Raw genomic sequence first — 19,450 nt, 5'->3', positions numbered from 1 at the left:
CGGGCGGTTATATGCAACTGCATTTAATATAGATGCACTTGCATTAACTCGTCAAGATCAATGCACCCGCATTAATCGGCCGCGATCTCAGGGCCGCGCCATGACCCCGCCCGTCATCGGCATGGGTACGCCCGTGGTCGCTGGATAAGACAATGGCAGGCCCTTCAAACCGCGCACAGCGAGGAAACCGAAGGCCTGCGCCTCGATGGCATCGGAGGCCCAGCCGAGCGTCTCGGCGGCCTCGACGGTTGCCGAGCCCACCCGCTCCCGCAGCATCCGCAGCATGGTCAGGTTGCGGGCACCGCCGCCGCAGACGATCCAGCTCCGTGGCCGCCGCGGCACCAGCGGAATGACCCGGGCGATCGCCGCCGCGGTGAAGGCAGTCAGTGTCGCGGCACCGTCGGCCGGCGCGACGTCGCCGAGCTTCAGGGCGGCAAAATCGTTGCGGTCGAGCGATTTCGGCGGCGGCAGCGCAAAGAACGGCAGCTCCAGCGCCCGCGCAATCCAGGCTTCATCCACCTTGCCGAGCGCTGCGAATTTGCCTTCCGCATCGAACGCCTGGTTCATGGTGCGGTACATGAAATCGTCCAGCAGCGCATTGCCCGGCCCCGTGTCGCAGGCAATCAACGCCTCGCCGTCAATATAGGTAACGTTGGAAACGCCGCCGATATTGACCACGACGATCGGCCCCTCGCGCTGCAGCGATTGGACCAGCGCCCGGTGGTAGACCGGCACGAAAGGCGCACCCTGCCCGCCGGCCTCGACGTCGGCCGCGCGGAAATCATACATGACGGGAATATGGATCGCCCTGGCCAGTGCCGGCCCATCGCCGATCTGCACCGTCAGCCGCTTCTCGGGCCGGTGCAGCACGGTCTGGCCATGGAAGCCGACGATGTCGATATCCTCCGGCCTCATGCGATTCTGGGCGAGGAAGGCAGTGACAGCCTCGGCATGGGCCCGCGTCACCGCACGCTCGGCATCGGCCAGAATGCCCGGGCGGGCGTCGCGTTGCTGCAGATGCACGGCCTCGCTCAGCGCCTGGCGCAGCAGGTTGCGCTCGGCCGGGCTGTAGGCCCGGTAGCCGGTCGGCCCGAACGCCTTCACCTGTTTTCCGTCGGTTTCGATCAGCGCGACATCCACCCCGTCCAGCGAGGTGCCGCTCATCAGACCGAGTGCCGTCAACATCATGGATCAGCGTCCTCAAGAGACCCGCCCTGGCCTGCCGATCTTGTGCCAGAGGGACACATCTTATAATGCCAACGCGCCAGGTGGCGGGCGGTCATCGGGTTCCCGCGGAAGACCCTTAAATTGCCCCCAAAACAGTAAACCAAGAATTGTCAGGCACGCCGACAGATGACTGCATTTAAATCGGATTTCCTCAATATCCTGCAGGAACGAGGATTCATCCACCAGTGCTCCGATTTCGAGGGGCTGGATGCGCTCGCCGCCAAGGGCGAGGCCATCGCCTATGTCGGCTACGATTGCACCGCCCGCTCGCTGCACATCGGCAACTACCTGACCATGATGATGCTGCACTGGCTCCAGCAGTCCGGCAACAAGCCGATCACGCTGATGGGCGGCGGCACCACCATGGTGGGGGACCCCTCCGGCAAGGACGAGACGCGCGCGATGCGCACCGTCGCCGAGATCGAGGCCAACAAGGAATCGATCCGCGGCGTGTTCGCAAAGGTGCTGCGTTATGGCGAGGGCAAGAGCGACGCCATCATGCTCGACAATGCGGAGTGGCTGACCAGGCTGAACTGGATCGAGATGCTGCGCGACGTCGGCCGGCACTTCTCAGTCAACCGCATGCTGACCATGGACTCCGTGCGGCTGCGTCTCGAGCGCGAGCAGGAGATGAGCTTCATCGAATTCAACTACATGGTCTGCCAGGCCTACGACTTCGTCGAGCTGGCCAAGCGCACCGGTTGCCGCCTCCAGATGGGCGGCTCGGACCAGTGGGGCAACATCATCATGGGCGTCGATCTCGGCCGCCGCATGGGCACCCACCAGCTGTTCGCGCTGACGACGCCGCTGCTGACGACAGCGTCGGGCGCCAAGATGGGCAAGACCGCGCAAGGCGCGGTGTGGCTCAATGCCGACCAGTTCTCGCCCTATGATTTCTGGCAGTACTGGCGCAACACCGAGGACGCCGACGTCGGCAAGTTCCTGAAGCTGTTCACGACGCTGCCGATCGCCGAGATCAAGAAGCTCGAAGCGCTTGGCGGCTCGGAGATCAACGAGGCCAAGAAGGTGCTCGCCACCGAAGCGACCGCGCTGCTGCACGGCCGCGATGCCGCAAACGAAGCGGCCGAAACCGCGCGACGCACCTTTGAAGAAGGCGCCCTCGCCGAGAGCCTGCCGACCGTGGAAATTCCGCGCGGCGAACTCGACGCCGGCTTCGGCGTGCTCGCCGCCTTCGTCAAGGCGGGCCTCGTTGCCTCCAACGGCGAGGCACGGCGGCAGATCAAAGGTGGCGGCCTGCGTGTGAACGACGCGCCCGTCACCGACGAGAAGATGGCGCTCTCTGCGGCCAATCTGACGCCGGAAGGCGTGATCAAGCTGTCCTTCGGCAAGAAGAAGCACATCCTGATCAAGCCTGCATAGGCGTATGAGCTTTTCGCTGCTTGTCAGGGTGCGCGGATGCGCGCTCCCTGACGGCAATGGACCAGAACACGCCCAGGGAAACGCGCAAGGAACAAGCCGGCAGCACCAAGCGCGAGGCGGTGCGCACCGCCCTCGTGGTGCTCTGCCTTTGTTTTACCCTGGCTGTTCTGGGCCGCGGGCTCAGCGAGAGCTTCACCGTCTTCTTGAAGCCGATCTCCGAGAACTTCGGCTGGGACCGCGCGCAGGTCGTCTCGATCTATTCTCTGACCTGGCTGATCAGCGGACTGACCGCACCGCTGGTCGGGCGCCTGTTCGATCATGCTGGACCGCGCATGGTCTATGCGCTCGGGCTGTTCTTGCTCGGCTCAGCCTTCCTGATTGCAAGCCGGGCCCAAGCGCTGTGGCAGTTCCAGCTCTCGATCGGCATCTGCGTCGGTATCGGCGTTGCCTTCATCGGCAACGTGCCGAGCTCGATCCTGCTCGGCCGCTGGTTCGGACCACGGCTGCCGACCGCCATGGCGGTGGTCTATTCGGCGATGGGCGGCGGCGTGCTGGCGCTGCTGCCGGCCTCGCAGCTTCTGATCGATCATCTCGGCTGGCGCGAGACCTACCAGGTCTATGGCCTTGCCGCGCTCGCGCTGCTGGTGCCGCTGCTGCTCCTGCCCTGGCGGATGTTTTCGGCCGGCTCGCCGCATATCGCCAAGAGAAGCGACCCTGATTTCATCGACAACGGCTGGACACTGGCGAGCGCGATGCGCCACCATGCCTTCTGGGCGCTGTTCTCGACCTTCTTCTTCACCGCGGTCGGCATGTATGCGATCGCCGCGCAGATCGTCGCTTATCTGATCGACGCCGGCTTCCCGCCGCTCCAGGCTGCGACCGCCTGGGGCTTCTCTGGCGTCGTGCTGGTGTTCGGCATGCTCGGCGTCTCCGCGCTCGACGGACTGATCGGACGCCGGCCGTCGGTGCTGCTCAGCTACGCGATCTCGATCCTCGGCATCGTTCTGCTCTGGCTGCTGCAGTACTATCCGAACGTCATCCTGCTCACCGGTTTCGTCGTCTGCTTCGGCAGCATGATGGGCTCCCGCGGGCCGCTGATCACCGCCACCGCGATGAAGATCTTTCGCGGCAAGCGCGTCGGCACCATCTTCGGCACGATCTCGATCGGCAGCGGCTTGGGCTCGGCCTTCGGCTCATGGAGCGGCGGTCTGATTCACGACGCAACGCACGGCTACAATCTCCTGCTGGTCTTCGCACTTGCGAGCGTCATCCTCGGAATGATTCCATTCCTGGTCGTCCCCGCCTTGCGGGAGTAGGTCTCCCCGACGTAACCTGCATCCCTTGGCGTCACCGGGATATTACCTACGAGCCCGAGGCGAACACGCAAAAAAAGCGGATCGCGCGCGGCTGAAATGCCGGGCCTGCGGTGTTTTGTCCGACATGACAAAAATGTCAGCGCGGAATTGATCGTAGGTGGCTTGCGAGACGAAACTGAATACGGTCCAAGTCGCAGCATTGGATGGAGGGCAAACCAATGGACTTTCCTTATCTCACTCGCTTTCAACCGGTTCTGCTGAGCCTGTTTCGCTTCGTCACCGGCCTGTTACTGTTCCAGTACGGCGTCGCCAAGCTGTTCAAGTTTCCGGTGCTTCCCTACTTCGCCAACATTCCGCCGCTGATCTGGACGGCCGGCGCGATCGAGCTCGTGCTCGGCGCGCTCCTGATCCTCGGCCTGTTCACGCGGCTCACCGCGTTCATCCTCTCGGGTGAAATGGCCTTCGCCTACTTCATGGGCCACATGTTCAAGGGCGAGACGCCGGTGCTCCTGCCGCTGCTGAACGGCGGCACCGCCGCGATCCTGTTCTGCTTCGCCTGTCTCTATCTCTCGGCGGCCGGCGGCGGCTCCGTGAGCGTCGATGCCGCGATGGGCAAGGAGAGCGACGCTGGCGGCGCCTATGCGCGACGCTGACGCGCTTCGCGGTTAACCTGAAAGTAAGACGGCACCGGCGGATCTGCCGGTGCCGGTCAGCGCGTCCCCAGCACGTTCCAGATGAGAACGAGGACCGCCACGAGCAGCACGGACATGATGATTCGGTGACCGAACCGATTCATGAGCGCTCCTGCGAGGCAGGCTGACCGCCAAAGCGAAAAACCAATTCTCTCCGGCATCCGGATTGGCCTGCACCGACGCCTGTCGTCGCTTCGGTTGCAGGCTTGCGCATACGATTGCACCGCAGCTTTCGCGCGGCGCGGTTCTGCGCGCGCATGTTCACGTTTGGTAAGAACTTCATGCTACCGATGCGAGCAATAACAATCATTCCGTAGGGGCTGTGATGAAGCTGCTGAGCCATTTGAAGATCCGCACCAAGCTTGCCAGCATGGTCTGCCTTGCGGCTCTCACAGTCACGGCCATCATCGGCGTATCGGCCGTGCTCAGCAAGAGCCGCATGGTGGAGGACCGCGTCCAGCAGATGCGGACCGCAGTGGAGCTCCTCTTCAACTACGCCCAATCGCTCCAGGACGAAGTCACCGCCGGCAAGCTCACGCAAGCCGAGGCCAAGACCCTGTTCCACCAGCGCGGCCGCCGCATGAACTTCAACGGCAACCAGGGCTATCCGGTGGTCTATAATCAGGACTCCTCCCTGGTCGTGAACGGCGCCAATCAGCAGCTCGAAGGCAAGATCACCGGCGCCAAGGATTCCAACGGCGTGCTGATCGCCGACGCCATCATCAAGGCCGGCAACGAGACCGCGCAGGGCGGCGTGACCTCCTATCTCTATCCCCGTCCCGGCCAGACCGAGCCGGTCCGCAAGACCGTGTTCGCACGCAAATTCGCGCCCTGGAACGTGACCATCAGCTATGGCCTCTATGTCGACGACATCGACGCCGACGTGCGCGCGCTGACGCTGCAGCTCGGCGCGATCGGCATCGGCCTGATGCTGCTGATGGCGACGCTGTCCTGGCTGATCGCCCGCGACGTGCTCGGCGCGCTCGACCGCCAGAAGAATCGCATGCAGGAGATCTCCGAAGGCGCCATCGACAAGCCGGTCGAAGAGACCGATCGCGGCGACGAGATCGGCCGCATGGCCGAGACTCTCGAAATCCTGCGCCAGACGGCATTGACGGCGCGCGCGCTGGAGGCCGAACAGGCCGCCACCAAGACGCGCACCGAACAGGAGAAGCGCGAGGCCCTGATCGCGCTTGCCGACCGCTTCGATGCCTCCGTCGGCCAGCTCGTCGGCCTGATGGCCTCCGGCTCCGGTGAGCTCGAAGCCACCGCCAAGTCGATGTCCTCGACCGCCGAGGGCACCAACCGCCGCGCCTCCGTGGTCGGCTCCGCCGCCACCGAGGCCAGCCAGCGCGTCCAGACCGTCGCGGCCGCCGCCGAGGAGCTCTCCTCCTCCATCACCGAGATCAGCCGTCAGGTCGCGCAATCCGCCGAGGTCACCGGCCGTGCCGTGGACAGCGCCCGCCGCACCGACACCATCGTGCGCGCATTGTCCGACGGCGCCCAGCAGATCGAGCACGTCGCCGAGCTGATCTCCAGCATCGCGGCACAGACCAATCTGCTCGCGCTCAACGCCACCATCGAGGCGGCCCGCGCCGGTGAAGCCGGCCGCGGCTTTGCGGTCGTCGCCTCCGAGGTGAAGTCGCTGGCGAGCCAGACTGCGGAAGCCACCCGCGAGATCGGCGACAAGATCGCCCAGATCCAGGGCGCGACCAAGGAAGCGGTGGATGCGATCGGCGGCATCACCGCCACCATCGAGGAGGTCAGCCGCATCGCGACCTCGATCGGCGCCGCCATCGAGGAGCAAGGCGCCGCCACGGCCGAGATCGCCCGCAGCGTCTCGCAGACGGCGGAGGCGACCAAGGAGGTCACCACCAATATCGGCGTCGTCTCCACTGCCGCCAACGAGACCGGCAACGCCGCCGGCATGGTGCTCGCCGCTGCCTCGAACCTCTCCAAGCAGGCCGAGCAGCTCTCCGGCGAAGTCGGCACGTTCCTGGCCGGCGTGCGCGCCGCCTAACGCGCCACCCCCGACTCGAGACGTTTAGCGCGAAAGCGTCGCCACATTCGTCATGGCCGGGCTTGTCCCGGCCATCCACGTTTTTGGCCGCGCCGCACGAAGAACGTGGATGCCCGGGCCTTCGCCGCGCCGAAGCGGCTTCGGCCGCGCAGGCGGGACAAGCCCGGGCATGACGAGCACTTGGGAATGTGGGCGTTTATCGCCGCGCGAGGCTGCAACCGCTCGACAGCTGGCGCGTCGATCCCGTCGAGCCGTCGTTGGACTGCGACGGGAATTCGTCGAACGGCGAGTTCTGCTTGCCGGTGTTGAACTCGAAGATCTTCCGGAACAGGCCGGGCGCCATCGCCGAGATCGGATTGACCCGCATCACCGGGGCCGCCGGGGTGCCGACGACCTCGTAGGTCACGCCGATCAGTCCCTCGTTGTTGCCGCCGCCGAGGAAGATGCCGAACAACGGGATCTGGCCGAAGATGTTGTTGACGCCATACATCGGCACGAAGGTGCCGCTCATGCACACCTGGTTGCCGGGATAGTCGATCGAGCCCTCGATGGTGGCACCGATCATCGGTCCCTTGACCACGCCGTCGCGGACCGTGAGCGCGCCGTTCTGCCGCGTGAACTCGGCGCGAAGCGCGCTGAAAGAGACGCCATTCCCGGTGCCGTTGGGCGCGCCGGCGGCAACGCGTTCGAGCTGCGCCTCGCCCTTCACCGTGAAGTCGCGCACATTGATCAGGCCCTCGCGCGCGGTGTTCGGCTCGGAGGTCGGCGGCTCCATCGCCACCACCATCTGGCCGCCGACCGCCTTGGTGTAGGTGTCGGTGAAGCGCAGCAGCGCGCCGGCATCGTTGGTCTGCAGATAGATCACCTCGCGGCTGCCCTGCGCGCGGCCGCCGCGCAGATCGGCTGCCACCGGCGTGTCGCGGCCAATCTTGCCGCTCAGCGTGAAGGCTTTGACGGCGCCGCTGCGTTTCGACATCTTGGCATCGACGCTGCGCATGGCCTCGCCGTTGAACCCGGCGACGGCGCCGAGCTTCACGTCGATGTCGAAATCGACGTTCTTCAGCTTGCTCTTGCCGTCGTCCTTGGAATTGCCTGAGATCGCCGACTTCAGGAAACCGCGGCCGTCGAACACGTCGCCGCGCACGGTGCCGCGCACCACGCCGTCCTGGCTGCGCTCGACTTTGAGCGACGCCTTGTCGCCGTCGGACGGCGCATAGGTCGGGAAGTTCGCGTTCATGAGATCGCCGTTCGCGTCGACCTCGAGCGAGCCCTTGATCGAGGCTCCGGCACCGTCGATGACGATGTCCTCGAAACGCGTCGATTGCGCCGTCGGCACCACCTTGAAGCTGGCCTTGGCGGATTTGCCCGGCAGCTTTACCCAGCCGGGAAGGATGTTGTCGAGCTTGACCGAGGTCAGGTCGGCCTCGACGCCGAGCTTGGTCGTCTGATCCGTGCCACTTGCGATCTTGCCCGAGAGCTTGATCGGCAACGATCCGCTGACGGCGGGGCTCAGATCGAATCCCAGGCGCGCGCGGCTGGCATCGTCCAGCGTCGCCTGCAGTCGGACGTCCGCGTCGCCCTCGGCCGGCTTGCGATAATCGAGCGAGGCCGCCTGGCCGTTGATCTTGACGTCGCCCTTGACCTGATAGCCCTGGTTATTGGCTGATATCTTGAGGTTGTTGGCCTCCAGCTTCTGGTTCATCACCAGCTTCTCGGCGGCAAAGCCGTTGAGGTCGGCGGTGACGGCATAGGTGGTGTCGGCCTTGGTCAGCTCGCCCTTGACCGGCATTCCGAGCTGGATGTTCGCCGAGAACGTTCCCTTGCTGGTGTTGGGATCGACGACTGTCGACGACAGATCGCTCAGCCGATCATTGGCGAGCATTTCGGCGGCCGCAGGCACCGGGCCATCGACCCGGAACCTGCTCCGCGACGGCGACGGCTTGGGCGCCATATCGGGCACCTCGAAGACGAAGTCGGAGATCGTGACCTTGCGCCCCGAAGGCGTATCCGCAACGCCCTGCCCGATGTTCACAGTCGCAGTGCGCCCGGTCACGCGCGCCTTCAAATCGGCATCGCGCACCACGGGCATGCCGTCCACGGGGCGGACCGTGACACCGCTCGCCACGATGTTGACCGACAGGCCGTCGTCCGGAATCGGCGGGCCCCTGCGCGGGAGGTTCTTCGTCGGCGAGTTGATGCCGATCTCGATGCGCTGGAGCGTCCCGCGCTCGATCCGCTCGATCACCCATTCGCGCAGTTCGGGGACGACCAGCGTCGGCCACATCCGCTTCAGGGCTGAGGCCGACATCGGCGTTCCCGCAAAGCCCAGCGTCAGCCGCGGCTCGCCGGAATAGTCGATGGCACCGGTGCCGGCGACGCCGATCTCGCCATTGCTGATGTCGGCCTGCGTCAGCAAGAGGCGCTTGTGATCCGTGTCGAAGCGGAGTCCGATCGCAATGCGGTTGAAGACGAGCGGCGGCTCGTTGTCGATGCCGCCGAGCAGAATCGAACCGCCGCTGAAGCCGAGCTGCCAGTCGTTGGTGGTGCCGTTGGGCGGCTCGAGATGAGCCAGCAGCGTCAGGCGGTTCGCGCCGGAGAGAATCTTGAACGGAGCGACCAGCACGCGCCGATTGGCGTCCCACTCGACATTGATCTCGGCCGAGTCGATGGCCATCGGATAGTCGGGCGTGTCGGTGTCGATGATGTTGCCGGCGCCGACGGCGATCTTGCCGCGGAAGAAGGTCGGCACGCCGTCGCGGCCGAGCTCGCCCTTGAGTTCGCCGGTCAGCGGCAGGTCGGCGGTGTAGGTGAAGTCCTTCACCCGCAGCGCCAACAGGATGTTGGAAGTCGAGACCTTGTCGGCCTTGATGTCGATGGAGCGGACGCCGTTCTCGGCGGGACCGATCGTGGCGCGCAGCATCCACGGGCGCGCGCCCTCCTCGCCGAGGCTGAGCGCGACGCCGCCGCGGCTCGGCCGGCGCAGGCTGAGCGTGATGTTCTCAAACGACCATTTGCTGCCGCGCTGCTGATCGTCGACGACCAGGTTGCCGTTCTTGAGACCGATCTCATTGAGGTTCTGACCGTCGAGGCCGGTCATGCTCAGACTGTCGAGCCAGTCGAGGCCCTGGAGGATGCCGCTCTGCGCTGTCGCCTGCGGGGCGGCTTGCGACACCTCCGGGCTCGCGGGCGCGGTCGCGAATGGCGGCGGCGGGACACCGCCACGCGGGAATGTCGGCGGCAGGCCGGCGTCCTTCTTGGACGCGACGCCGGTCGCCAGCGGCTTCGCGGTGTCGCCGGCCGACACGGTGACGGTGCCATCGGGCGCGATGCGGATCGCGAGCTCGGCATCGACGAGATTGAGGCTTTCGGCGCGCAGGTGCCCCATCAGGAGACCCGCACCCGACAGCTTCACCTCGGCCTTCGGCGCGCTGGCGACGATGGCGTGATCGCGGTCGCGAACGATGATGTCTCGGATGCGGACGGCGATGCGGACCCGCCCGGCGCGCTCGATCTGGGTGCCGCCGATCTCAACCGTGTTGCCGTGGCCGATATTGTCCTCGATCGCGGCTGCCAGCCATGGCGTTGCGATGTCCAGATTGATGGGACCGGCGCCGAGCCGCCACCACAGCGCGCCGAAACAGCCGACGAAGATGACGAGCAGGGTGCCGAGAACCACCGCGCTGCGCTTCAGCCAGCGACCACCACCCAGCCAGCGGCGCAAACCGCCGAATCCGCCACCGAAGCGATGGAAGCCCGAACCGGAACGCGCCAGCAGCCGCCGCGCGCGATGGCCCGCCGCCGCTTCCTGATCCGGATCCCAGTCGGCGTCGTCCCATTCCTGCGGCTCATGTTGGCCGCCGCGCCGATCGAAATCCCGGTTGTAGTCCTGGGGCGACGTATTCCTTGCCATTGCTTCTCGATACAGGCGCCCGTCGTAGGATTGAGCGCCGCCGGGACCGCAGCCGGCCGCGGGACGTGATGCTCCCTGGGCCGGCACTGCCGCCATACCTCGTATATTCCTGCTGTTCGTCATTTCGCCCCGGGAGCGCGTTCAACGAGCAGTGGGGTGGTCGGTGGAATTCCTTGTAACCATACTCCGGCGTCGTCAGACTTGCCCAGCCGAGGGCGCGATTCCGGCACGCCGGACGAGGGCTGCAATACCGCTTCGATTGACCCGCCGAAAGCGTCGAAAGGAAGGCGTATGTCCAAGAAATCCCGAAAGAAATCGTCCAAAACGTCCTCCGGCAGTTCGACCGCCAAAAAGAAGACCGCAAAAACGCGGGCATCGACTCAAGCAAAGTCCGCGAAAACACAGCGGACACCGGCAGGCAAATCAACCGGGACCGTAGCAAAAGCAGGATCACATAAGGCCGCATCGGAACAGTTAAATTCATCCAAAGCGGCCTCCCCGCCCGCTCAGGCGAAGTCCGGCCTGGTTGAGGGCCAGAAGGCCCCCGCCTTCCGCCTGCCCCGCGACGGCGGCGACGTGGTTACGCTGGCGGACTATGCCGGGCGAAAGCTCGTCCTGTTCTTCTATCCCCGGGCCGACACGCCCGGCTGCACCCGCGAGGCGATCGACTTCACCCGCCTGGCCGGCGCCTTCTCCGCCGCGGGCACGGCCGTGCTCGGCATCTCCGCCGATCCGTTAAAGGCCCAGGAGAAATTCCGCGACAAGCACAAGCTCGGCGTGCCCCTCATCTCGGATGAGAAACATGAGATGCTGGAGACCTATGGCGCCTGGGGCCAAAAATCCATGTATGGCAAAAGCTTCCTGGGAATTCTTCGCACCACGATCCTGGTCGGGGCCGACGGCAAAGTGGCCAGGATCTGGCGCAATGTCCGGGTCGACGGGCATGCCGACGCGGTGCTGGAAGCGGCAAGAAGCCTTTAACCAGTCCTTCGAATTCGCCCGTTCCCGTTTCCATAAAATTAACCATGACCGGCCCAGATTGCTGCGGCAATTAGGGCCGTACGGACTCATCCGACCGGCGCGGGAGTGCCGATGTCGAAAAGTTCTGCCCAATATTCGCAGTACCCCCAGCATCATCCTCATGACCACGGACGCGTCCTCCACCGCCGTCCGGCCGCACCGGCGGCGGTAACCGCGATTCCCCTGCCCGCCGCCGACGACGCCTACACCATCGTCCATGCCGGCAAGCAGGTCCGCTTTGGCCCTGTGGTATTCTGGATCGTGGTCGGCACCGTGGTACTGCTCGGGCTGTGGTCGGCAGCAACGGCCACCTACTTTGCGTTCCGTGACGACGTCCTGACCCGGCTGATCGCCCGCCAGGCCGAGATGCAATATGCCTATGAGGACCGCATCGCCGAGCTGCGCGCCAAGGTCGACCGCGCCACCAGCCGCCAATTGCTCGACCAGGAACAGTTCGACCAGAAGCTCGACCAGATCATGAAGCGCCAAACGGCGCTGGAGTCCCGGGCCACGGCGCTCGGCGCCATGCCCGACGTGACTGGCTCGATTCCCCGCTCCACCCCGCAGCGCGGCGATCCTAGCCAGGCCACGCCGAAGCCGTCGCCGATCAGCGACACCGTCATCTTCGTGGCGCCGGCGGACCGCGAAGCGCGCCTCGAATCGCGCGCTCCGACCGTCGCGGCGCCGCCGACCAGCCAGTTCGCCAAGAACCACGGCTTCGACAATGTGCTGGCCCGGCTCACGAACTCGCTCGATCAGGTCGAGCGGCGCCAGATGGCGGCGCTCAACGCCGTTGAGGAAAGCATGGATTCGCGCATGCGCCGCATGCGCGGCGTGGTCAGCGATCTCGGCCTGAAACTCGCCAGTCTCGAAGCCGCCGTGCCGCGCACCGCGATGGGCGGGCCTTTCGTCCCCGTCAAGTTGACGGCCAATGCCGGACCGTTCGAGAAGCAGCTCTATCGCATCAACACCACGCGCGCCGAGATGGACCGTCTCAACCGCACGCTGGCGCTGGTGCCCTATCGCAAGCCCGTCATCGGCGAGGTCGAGTTCACCTCCGGCTTCGGCGTGCGCAGCGATCCTTTCCTCGGGCGGCCCGCGATGCATACCGGGCTCGACTTCCGCGCCGCCTCCGGCGATCCCGTTCGCGTCACCGCCAACGGCAAGGTGGTCTCGGCGGGCTGGTCCGGCGGCTATGGCCGCATGGTCGAGGTCGACCACGGCAACGGGCTATCGACCCGCTACGGCCATCTCTCCGAGATCAATGTCAGGGTCGGCGAGATCGTGAAGATCGGCCAGGTCGTCGGCCTCGTCGGCTCGACCGGTCGCTCCACCGGTCCGCATCTGCATTACGAGACCCGCATCGAGGGCGAAGCGGTCGACCCGCAGAAATTCCTGCGCGCCGGCGTGCGTCTCAGCGCGGGTTAGTCCCGCGCTTCTCTCCGTCCCGTAAGCGGCCTTCAGCGCCGGCCACCCATTCCGCCTCCGGGGCCGCCGAAGCCGCCGCCACCACCACCCATTCCACCACCGGGTCCCATGGGCCCGCCGGGCGCGCCCGGGCCGCCGGGCCCTGACGGGCCGCTCGGTCCTGTCGGCGCAGAGCCGGACGGCGCACCGGGCCCCGCTCCTGGCGCAGGCGCGCCCGGTGCACCGGGCTGGCCGCCGCCAGGGGGGGTGCCGCGATTTGGATGCAGGATCGAGCCACCCGGCGAGCGCCCGGGATGCCCCGCTCCGCCGGGCGCCTGCCCCGGCGATCCCGGGAATTGCCCAACCGCCTGCGCCGAATCGAGCTGAAGCCCGCGCGACCTGTCGAAGACGCCATTGATCACCATGCGCGCTTCACCGGCGGCTGGGCCGAAGCGCGAGCCGTCAAGGGCAATGAGCCCGGAGCCGAGCTGGAGGTTCGAACCCGCCCGCTGCACATAGGCCTCGATCGACAGGCGGCTGGCGCCGACGAGATCCGAAAAATCGTCGATCCGCGTGCGCGCCGCCTGCATCGCCCCGTGGCTCGCGCTTCCCTCGATCTGGACCCGCTGGCCGACCAGCCGGGGATCGACACCGCTCAGCTTCAATCCGCCGATTCGCAGGCCGTCCGGCCCGCCCTCGACCAGTCCCGTTACGCGTGCGACGACATTGCGCCGCGGCTCGACCAGGCTTGCGACGATGACCCCGTCAGTCCGGCGCAAGCCGTAGACGGCGACTTGCGTACCCATGCGGAGCTTGCTCGCCTTGTCACCGGCCAAGATCTTCTGGCCGAGCACGGTCAGCTCGTTGCCCTTCACCTGCTCAATCGGACCGGAGACCTCGCTCGCGATCGTGATGTTGCGCGTGACGAGCGTGCCGTCGGCCTGACGGATCGCAACCACGCGCGCGAGTTGACCGATACGCAGCGCCCTGGGGCTGGCCGCCTCCCCGTCGATCCGGACCGGCACGTCGCTCGCGTAAGTGATGCGCTCGCCGTTGACGTAGATGCTGCCGAAACGCTGGATCACGCCGACGATGCCGGTGCCGCCGATGCCGTGATCATCACCGCGCGTGATCCCGGTGCCACCGATGCCCTGATCGGTGCCGCGCTTGACCTGTGCACGGGCGATAGCCGTGCCGGCGAGCCAGAATCCAGCCAGCAGCACGCGACGGGAGATGAACGGCGGCCGGCTCATGAAGGACCACCTTCTTTGCCGCGCGCCTTCGCTTCACCCTCCTCGTCGGCACCTTCGTTGTAGATGTAGATGCCGAAATTCCAGCGGGCATTGCCGCCCTTGTCCTTGGCGAGCGCGCGGTTGGCCTCGCGGTTGGCGGTCTTCAGCGCGTCCATGGCGAGCTCGCGCGAGCGCGCTTCGAGCCGCCGCGCCAGCTTCGGCGAGATGTTGTTGTAGTGCACCGCGCGCTCGAGGAAGCGTGGCGCGGGCCCGGAGACGTTTTCCGCGGCGGCCGCGATATGGTCGTGCAGATTGCGGCCGAGATAATGCCATTTGCCGTCGTCCTCGCCGCTCGGCACGAAAGCGGCCTCGACCAGCTCGATCTCGTCGGACTCGTTGATGGTGACGAGCTTGCGGTCGATCCACTCGTCGAGCACCGCGCGTGGGCGTACGTCCTTGGTGACCGAGGCGACGAGCTGCTCGAACGAGGGCGCATCGCCCTCGGCCGTGCGCGGCAAAGCGAGCGGCTCGCCCCTGGCATCGGTGAACTCGGGCGCGGCGAGCCAGCGCGCGATCACCGCGCTGGTCAGCGACACTGCCGCCGGCGCCTCGTGCACGGGCGCGCCGGCGCCGCGCAGCCGCGCCACTTCCTTGCGATGGATGCCGGTGAGCAGGCTGACCCGGCTGTCGGTCTGCTCCTTTCCTTCCAGCGCGAAATCGTGCTCGGCGACGTTGACGAACAGCTCGCGAAGCAGCTGCGCCAATGCCGGAAAGGTCATTCCGCTTCGGATGCAGAGCCGCACGAGCGGGCGCAGCAGCCGCGCCAGCGGCGCGTGCAGCTTCGCGGCGGCATTCGGCTGCGGTGCCGCTGCTTTGGACCCGGACTTGGCATTCATGTCTGAATTGTACCAATGCCACACGTGGGACACAATCCCACACTTTTCCGTGTTGCGATTGACGTGGTAAATTTTCCCACATATACGGGACGCCACTGAGGGGCGCGACATAAGGGACTTCACACATGGCTGACCGCTTGGTCCGCATTTCCAGCTCACCGCGTGCCGTGCCGGCTCCCGACTGGGGACACGGCGCGATCGAGCCGATGCTGCCGGCGCTGCTGCGCGGCGTCATCTTCATCTCGCTGCTGGCCGCACCGTTCCTCGCAGCGCTTCTCGCAGGCTGACCGCCATCATGCATCACACCAGCGACAGCCCGCCCCGCCCGTCGGTGCTGCACATCTTCAAGGTGTACTATCCCGACCTGTTCGGCGGCACGCTCACGGTGATCCGCGACATCTGCGCGAGCCTGAAGGATGCCTTCGCCTCCGCCGTGCTGGTCTGCTCGCAATCGGCCGGACGGCGCCAGATCGTCGTCAACGACGTCCCGGTCGAGCGCGTGCGCTCGTTCGGCAACGTCATGTCGCTGCCAGCCGCCCCGACCTATCCCTGGCGTCTGTGGCGCAGGATCGCCGAGCACGATCTGCTCGCGCTCCATGCCCCCTTCCCTCTCGCCGACCTCGTCTTCGCCTTCGGATACGGCGCCAGGCGTCCACTGGTGGTGCACTGGCACGCCGACATCGTCACTCATGCCGGCCTGCGCTGGCTCGTCGAACCTCTGATGCGGCGAACGCTGCGCCGCGCCAAGGCGATCATCGTCTCGGACCACGCGCTGGTCGACCACACGCCGCTGCTGCGCGAATTCGAGGACAAATGCCACGTCGTGCCGTTCGGCATCGACACCACAAACTACGACCGGCCGAAGATCGAGCCGCACCATGTCAACGATCGCGGCCGGCTCGTACTGGCCTGCGGCCGGCTCGTGCCCTACAAGGGTTTCGACGTGCTGGTCCGCGCCGCAGCCGCGCACGATTTCGAGGTCTGGATCATCGGCGAGGGCAGCGAGCGGCCGCGGCTCGAGCAGTTGATCCAGGAGCTCGGCCTTCATGACCGCGTCCGCCTGCTCGGCTCGGTCAACGATTGCGAACGCATCAAGCTGATGTGTCTCGCCGACGTCTTCGTGATGCCGTCGGTGACCAATGCCGAGACCTTCGGCCTCGTCCAGCTCGAGGCCATGGCCGCCGGCCGCCCGGTCGTGAATACGGCGCTCGACACCGCGGTGCCGCGTGTCGCCCGCCACGGCATGGAGGCGATCACCGTGCCGCCCGGCGACGTCGCGAAGCTGGGTGAGGCCATCGATATCCTGATCCGCGATCCCGAGCGACGCCGCCGCATGGGGCTTGCAGCGCGCACGCGCGCCCTCACCCGCTACTCGACCACGGCCTTCAGGCAAGGCATGGAGACCGTCTACCGCGATGCCGTTGCCGTACCAGGCAAGGAACGATCAGCAACCGCGGAGTCGCTTCAAGCGACCGCCTGGCTGGACTGCGTTCGGATCGCGGCGGCACTGGCCTGGTCGGACATGCGCCACCGCTACGTGCGTTCGTTGCTCGGTCCGTTCTGGATGTCGCTCCAGATGGCGATCGTGGTGGCGGTGCTGGGCTCGGTGATCGGCCAGATGTCGAACGACGACATGCTGTCGCGCCTGCCCATGCTGGCGCTGTCGATGACGGCCTGGACTTTCCTCAACAGCGTGGTGCTCGACGCCACCACGGCGCTCCAGAACTCCGCGAGCCTGATCCGCGACCGGGCGCTGCCGCCGGTCATCTTCCTGCTGCAATGCACGTTCCGCCAGGCGCTGTTCGCGCTCCACAACGCCTGCGTACCACTCGTCCTATGGCTCATCCTGTCCCGTCACGAGCTCTCCCACGCGCCGGCGGCGCTGCCGGGCCTCCTGGCGTTCGTGGCCTGCACCTTCGCCTTGAGCCTCGTTCTCGGTGCGATGGCAACACGCTATCGCGACCTCAAGCCAATCATCGAGTCCACGTTGATGCTCGCCTTCCTCGCCTCGCCCATCATCTGGTCGTCGGAGATGATCAACCACCGCTCGACGGTGATGCGGATCAATCCGCTCACGCATCTGTTCGCGGTGTGGCGCGAGCCACTGGCCGGCGGCCATGTCGACCCCGTCAGCATCGTCTACGTCCTCGTCGCGCTGGCGCTTCTGATCGTTGCGAGCGTGCTGACGCTGCTCCACCTTCGCAAAGCCGCGTTCTGGATCTGATGCATGGTCTCGATCAGCCTACGCAACGTCTGCCTCGACTATCCGGTCTATGGCGCCTACGACCATTCGCTGAAACGGCGGCTGCTCGGCCATCTCATCCGCGAGCCCGGCGAGATGCGGATCATCCGCGCCGTCGACGACGTCACCATCCAGGCTGAAGCCGGCGCCCGTATCGGACTTGCCGGAGCCAACGGCTCCGGCAAGTCGACGCTGCTGCGGCTGATCGCCGGCGTCTATCCACCAAGCAGCGGCAGCGTCGCGATCCAGGGCAAAGTCGTGCCCCTGCTCGGCCTCAATGCCGGCGTCAATCTGGATTTCGTGGCCGAGGACAACATCGCACTGCTGCTGCGGATCAGCGGCCGCAAGCCGACCCGCAGCGTGATCGACGAGATCTGGGCCTTCACCGAGCTGGAGGCGCGCATGCAGCGGCTGCCGCTGCGGATGTTCTCCTCGGGCATGCTGATGCGGGTGCTGTTCGCGACCGCCACGGCCTTTCCGGCCGACATCCTCCTGCTCGACGAATGGCTCAGCGTGGTCGACGAGCACTTTGCCGAAAAGGCGCAGGAGCGGCTCCTCAAGCTCATGTCGCAGGCGGCGATCGTGATCATCGCCTCGCACGACCAGCCGCTGCTGCGCCGCACCTGCACCAGCATCATCAACCTCGATCGCGGCCGCATCGCCTCGACCATCACGGTCGCCCCGCCGGTCCCCAACGCCTTCGAGCTCCGCGAGAAACGCGCATGAAGCACAACATCCTCGTCGTCTCCGAGTCGCTCGGACAACCCAATCACAAGCGCGGTATCTTCCACTTCACCCGGGAACTGGTACGTTCGCTCGCCTCGGAAGGCCACGAACTCACGCTGGTGGTGGAGACCACGAAACGCTATCGCAAGCTCTGCCAGCGCGAGCGGCGTACGAGGCTGTTCGCGGCGCAGTCGCGCAACATCGAGCTGCTTGCGCTCTATCGCTATCTCGACGAAATCAACGTGAGCGGGCCGTTGACGCTCAGCGGCACGCGCCGCAAACTCGACTGGCTCCGCCGTAGGGCCGGCCTGTTGCTGTCGCAGGACAACACCGTCTGCCTGCTGCGCGCGATCGGCCTGCTCGGCCTGCCCACGCGCCTGATCGAGAACCGGCCCGCCGCGCTCGAATACATTCCGCCGGATCTGAGGCACCTCGAGCTGTTCGGCGACTTTCAGCTCGAGCCCGGCTTCTTCAACTATCAGGACGCATCGGCCTTCTTCCTGCTGCCTCCGCCGCGGATCGACGCGCGCGACTATGACTTGATCGTCGTGGACACCCCCACACGGGTGGTGATCAGGCGCAAACCCGGCGCCAAGGTGATCTGCATCGTCCACGACCTGTTGCCGCTCACCGACCTCAAGCTCAGCGACATCGCCACGCGGCAGTTCCTGGCGCGAATCCGCACCAGCCTGCGCCAAGCCGACGAACTCGCCTTCGTTTCAAACTACAGCATGATGCGGTTCAGGGAACTGCTGCCGCAATTTGCGCACCTGCCGGCGCGGGTCGTGTATCCCCGCACCCGGTTCGACGCCCCGGATGTCCTGCACCTTCCAGCCCCGTCGGGGCGTCCGGGGCGGCCGAGCTTCGTCGTCATCGTCTCGAACGAGCCACGCAAGAACGTCCCCGCCGTCGTCCGCGCCTTCCGCAACGTTCCCCACGCCGATCTCGTCGTGATCGGCTATACCGGCGAGATCAGCCGGATGCGCAACCTCCCGCCCAACGTCCGCTTCGCCGGCTACGTCGACGAGCACGAGAAGGCGACTCTGATCGCGGAAGCGCACGGCCTGATCATGCCGAGCCTTGCCGAAGGTTTCGGCGTGCCGATCATCGAGGCGCTGGCTGCGAACACGCCGGTGCTGTGCTCCGACATCGCCGTCTTCCGCGAGGTCGCGGGCGAGCTCGCCGACTATTTCGACCCGTTCTCCACGGAGGCGATCGCCGCCTCCGTCACCCGCGTGCTGACGCGGCAGGAGGAGTGCCGCGGCAGGATCCGGGCGCGACGCCACGAGCTCGCCGAACGCTTCGGCTACGAGACCCAGGCCCGGGATTTCCTCGGCCATGAGACGCCCAGAGAAAGCCTGGTCGCAGCACAGTAAGCGTCA

General features: G+C 66.1%; 14 protein-coding genes. 10 read left to right on the top strand and 4 right to left on the bottom strand.

Annotated elements, in window-relative coordinates; genetic code table 11:
• Positions 1-87: 87 nt before the first annotated feature.
• Positions 88-1,188 (bottom strand): anhydro-N-acetylmuramic acid kinase, encoded by a 1,101-nt coding sequence (locus tag FJV43_RS34685; protein ID WP_239623413.1) that lies wholly within the window; start codon positions 1,186-1,188, stop codon positions 88-90.
• Positions 1,189-1,353: 165 nt separating this feature from the next.
• Between FJV43_RS34685 and tyrS the strand changes: the two genes are divergently transcribed.
• From tyrS to FJV43_RS34665, 4 genes are all read left to right on the top strand, one after another.
• Positions 1,354-2,607 (top strand): tyrosine--tRNA ligase, encoded by a 1,254-nt coding sequence (tyrS, locus tag FJV43_RS34680; RefSeq protein ID WP_239623412.1) that lies wholly within the window; start codon positions 1,354-1,356, stop codon positions 2,605-2,607.
• Between the two features lie 56 nt (positions 2,608-2,663).
• Positions 2,664-3,923: an MFS transporter gene (locus tag FJV43_RS34675; RefSeq protein WP_239623411.1), complete on the top strand. Its 1,260-nt coding sequence runs from the start codon at positions 2,664-2,666 to the stop codon at positions 3,921-3,923.
• Between the two features lie 218 nt (positions 3,924-4,141).
• Complete coding sequence (locus FJV43_RS34670; RefSeq protein ID WP_061880351.1) at positions 4,142-4,576, top strand: DoxX family protein; 435 nt, start codon at positions 4,142-4,144, stop codon at positions 4,574-4,576.
• A 364-nt stretch (positions 4,577-4,940) separates the two neighbouring features.
• Entirely contained in the window at positions 4,941-6,635 is a 1,695-nt protein-coding gene (locus FJV43_RS34665) for a methyl-accepting chemotaxis protein (protein ID WP_239623410.1), read from the top strand.
• 196 nt (positions 6,636-6,831) lie between these two features.
• Here the strand turns inward: FJV43_RS34665 and FJV43_RS34660 are convergent, their stop codons facing one another.
• The gene (locus FJV43_RS34660) at positions 6,832-10,641 is read right to left on the bottom strand and encodes a DUF3971 domain-containing protein (protein WP_239623409.1); all 3,810 of its coding nucleotides are present in this window, start codon (positions 10,639-10,641) and stop codon (positions 6,832-6,834) included.
• 195 nt (positions 10,642-10,836) lie between these two features.
• Between FJV43_RS34660 and FJV43_RS34655 the strand changes: the two genes are divergently transcribed.
• Both FJV43_RS34655 and FJV43_RS34650 read left to right on the top strand, forming a co-directional pair.
• Complete coding sequence (locus tag FJV43_RS34655; protein ID WP_239623408.1) at positions 10,837-11,526, top strand: peroxiredoxin; 690 nt, start codon at positions 10,837-10,839, stop codon at positions 11,524-11,526.
• 111 nt (positions 11,527-11,637) lie between these two features.
• On the top strand, positions 11,638-12,993 hold the full coding sequence (locus tag FJV43_RS34650) for a M23 family metallopeptidase (protein ID WP_239623407.1): 1,356 nt from the start codon (positions 11,638-11,640) through the stop codon (positions 12,991-12,993).
• Between the two features lie 32 nt (positions 12,994-13,025).
• Here FJV43_RS34650 and FJV43_RS34645 read toward each other — a convergent pair whose 3' ends face one another.
• Complete coding sequence (locus FJV43_RS34645; RefSeq protein WP_239623406.1) at positions 13,026-14,225, bottom strand: DUF5666 domain-containing protein; 1,200 nt, start codon at positions 14,223-14,225, stop codon at positions 13,026-13,028.
• Complete coding sequence (locus FJV43_RS34640) at positions 14,222-15,100, bottom strand: DUF6502 family protein (protein WP_239623405.1); 879 nt, start codon at positions 15,098-15,100, stop codon at positions 14,222-14,224. Before FJV43_RS34640 ends, FJV43_RS34645 begins: the two co-directional genes overlap by 4 nt.
• 125 nt (positions 15,101-15,225) lie before the next feature.
• On the opposite strand from FJV43_RS34640, the gene FJV43_RS34635 reads away from it, so the two are divergent.
• Genes FJV43_RS34635 through FJV43_RS34620 form a run of 4 tightly spaced genes read left to right on the top strand, consistent with a single transcriptional unit; the run spans position 15,226 to position 19,444 of the window.
• On the top strand, positions 15,226-15,387 hold the full coding sequence (locus FJV43_RS34635) for a hypothetical protein (protein WP_239623404.1): 162 nt from the start codon (positions 15,226-15,228) through the stop codon (positions 15,385-15,387).
• Between the two features lie 8 nt (positions 15,388-15,395).
• Positions 15,396-17,324, top strand: a complete 1,929-nt coding sequence (locus tag FJV43_RS34630; RefSeq protein ID WP_239623403.1) for a glycosyltransferase — start codon at positions 15,396-15,398, stop codon at positions 17,322-17,324.
• Between the two features lie 3 nt (positions 17,325-17,327).
• Positions 17,328-18,068: an ABC transporter ATP-binding protein gene (locus FJV43_RS34625; protein WP_239623402.1), complete on the top strand. Its 741-nt coding sequence runs from the start codon at positions 17,328-17,330 to the stop codon at positions 18,066-18,068.
• Positions 18,065-19,444: a glycosyltransferase family 1 protein gene (locus FJV43_RS34620; protein ID WP_239623401.1), complete on the top strand. Its 1,380-nt coding sequence runs from the start codon at positions 18,065-18,067 to the stop codon at positions 19,442-19,444. The genes FJV43_RS34625 and FJV43_RS34620 overlap by 4 nt, the downstream gene beginning before the upstream one ends.
• Positions 19,445-19,450 lie beyond the last annotated feature (6 nt).

This window comes from Bradyrhizobium sp. I71, assembly GCF_022354745.1.
GTDB classification, from domain to species: domain Bacteria; phylum Pseudomonadota; class Alphaproteobacteria; order Rhizobiales; family Xanthobacteraceae; genus Bradyrhizobium; species Bradyrhizobium liaoningense.
The sequence above is the reverse complement of the archived record's forward strand: the minus strand, read 5'-3'. Positions and strand labels throughout refer to the sequence as shown.

What these genes read in the sequence shown, in the direction of transcription:
- FJV43_RS34685 (WP_239623413.1), bottom strand. Translation starts at nt 1,188, where the DNA reads ATGATGTTGACGGCACTCGGTCTGATGAGCGGCACCTCGCTGGACGGG.
- tyrS (WP_239623412.1), top strand. Translation starts at nt 1,354, where the DNA reads ATGACTGCATTTAAATCGGATTTCCTCAATATCCTGCAGGAACGAGGA.
- FJV43_RS34675 (WP_239623411.1), top strand. Translation starts at nt 2,664, where the DNA reads ATGGACCAGAACACGCCCAGGGAAACGCGCAAGGAACAAGCCGGCAGC.
- FJV43_RS34670 (WP_061880351.1), top strand. Translation starts at nt 4,142, where the DNA reads ATGGACTTTCCTTATCTCACTCGCTTTCAACCGGTTCTGCTGAGCCTG.
- FJV43_RS34665 (WP_239623410.1), top strand. Translation starts at nt 4,941, where the DNA reads ATGAAGCTGCTGAGCCATTTGAAGATCCGCACCAAGCTTGCCAGCATG.
- FJV43_RS34660 (WP_239623409.1), bottom strand. Translation starts at nt 10,641, where the DNA reads ATGGCGGCAGTGCCGGCCCAGGGAGCATCACGTCCCGCGGCCGGCTGC.
- FJV43_RS34655 (WP_239623408.1), top strand. Translation starts at nt 10,837, where the DNA reads ATGTCCAAGAAATCCCGAAAGAAATCGTCCAAAACGTCCTCCGGCAGT.
- FJV43_RS34650 (WP_239623407.1), top strand. Translation starts at nt 11,638, where the DNA reads ATGTCGAAAAGTTCTGCCCAATATTCGCAGTACCCCCAGCATCATCCT.
- FJV43_RS34645 (WP_239623406.1), bottom strand. Translation starts at nt 14,225, where the DNA reads ATGAGCCGGCCGCCGTTCATCTCCCGTCGCGTGCTGCTGGCTGGATTC.
- FJV43_RS34640 (WP_239623405.1), bottom strand. Translation starts at nt 15,100, where the DNA reads ATGAATGCCAAGTCCGGGTCCAAAGCAGCGGCACCGCAGCCGAATGCC.
- FJV43_RS34635 (WP_239623404.1), top strand. Translation starts at nt 15,226, where the DNA reads ATGGCTGACCGCTTGGTCCGCATTTCCAGCTCACCGCGTGCCGTGCCG.
- FJV43_RS34630 (WP_239623403.1), top strand. Translation starts at nt 15,396, where the DNA reads ATGCATCACACCAGCGACAGCCCGCCCCGCCCGTCGGTGCTGCACATC.
- FJV43_RS34625 (WP_239623402.1), top strand. Translation starts at nt 17,328, where the DNA reads ATGGTCTCGATCAGCCTACGCAACGTCTGCCTCGACTATCCGGTCTAT.
- FJV43_RS34620 (WP_239623401.1), top strand. Translation starts at nt 18,065, where the DNA reads ATGAAGCACAACATCCTCGTCGTCTCCGAGTCGCTCGGACAACCCAAT.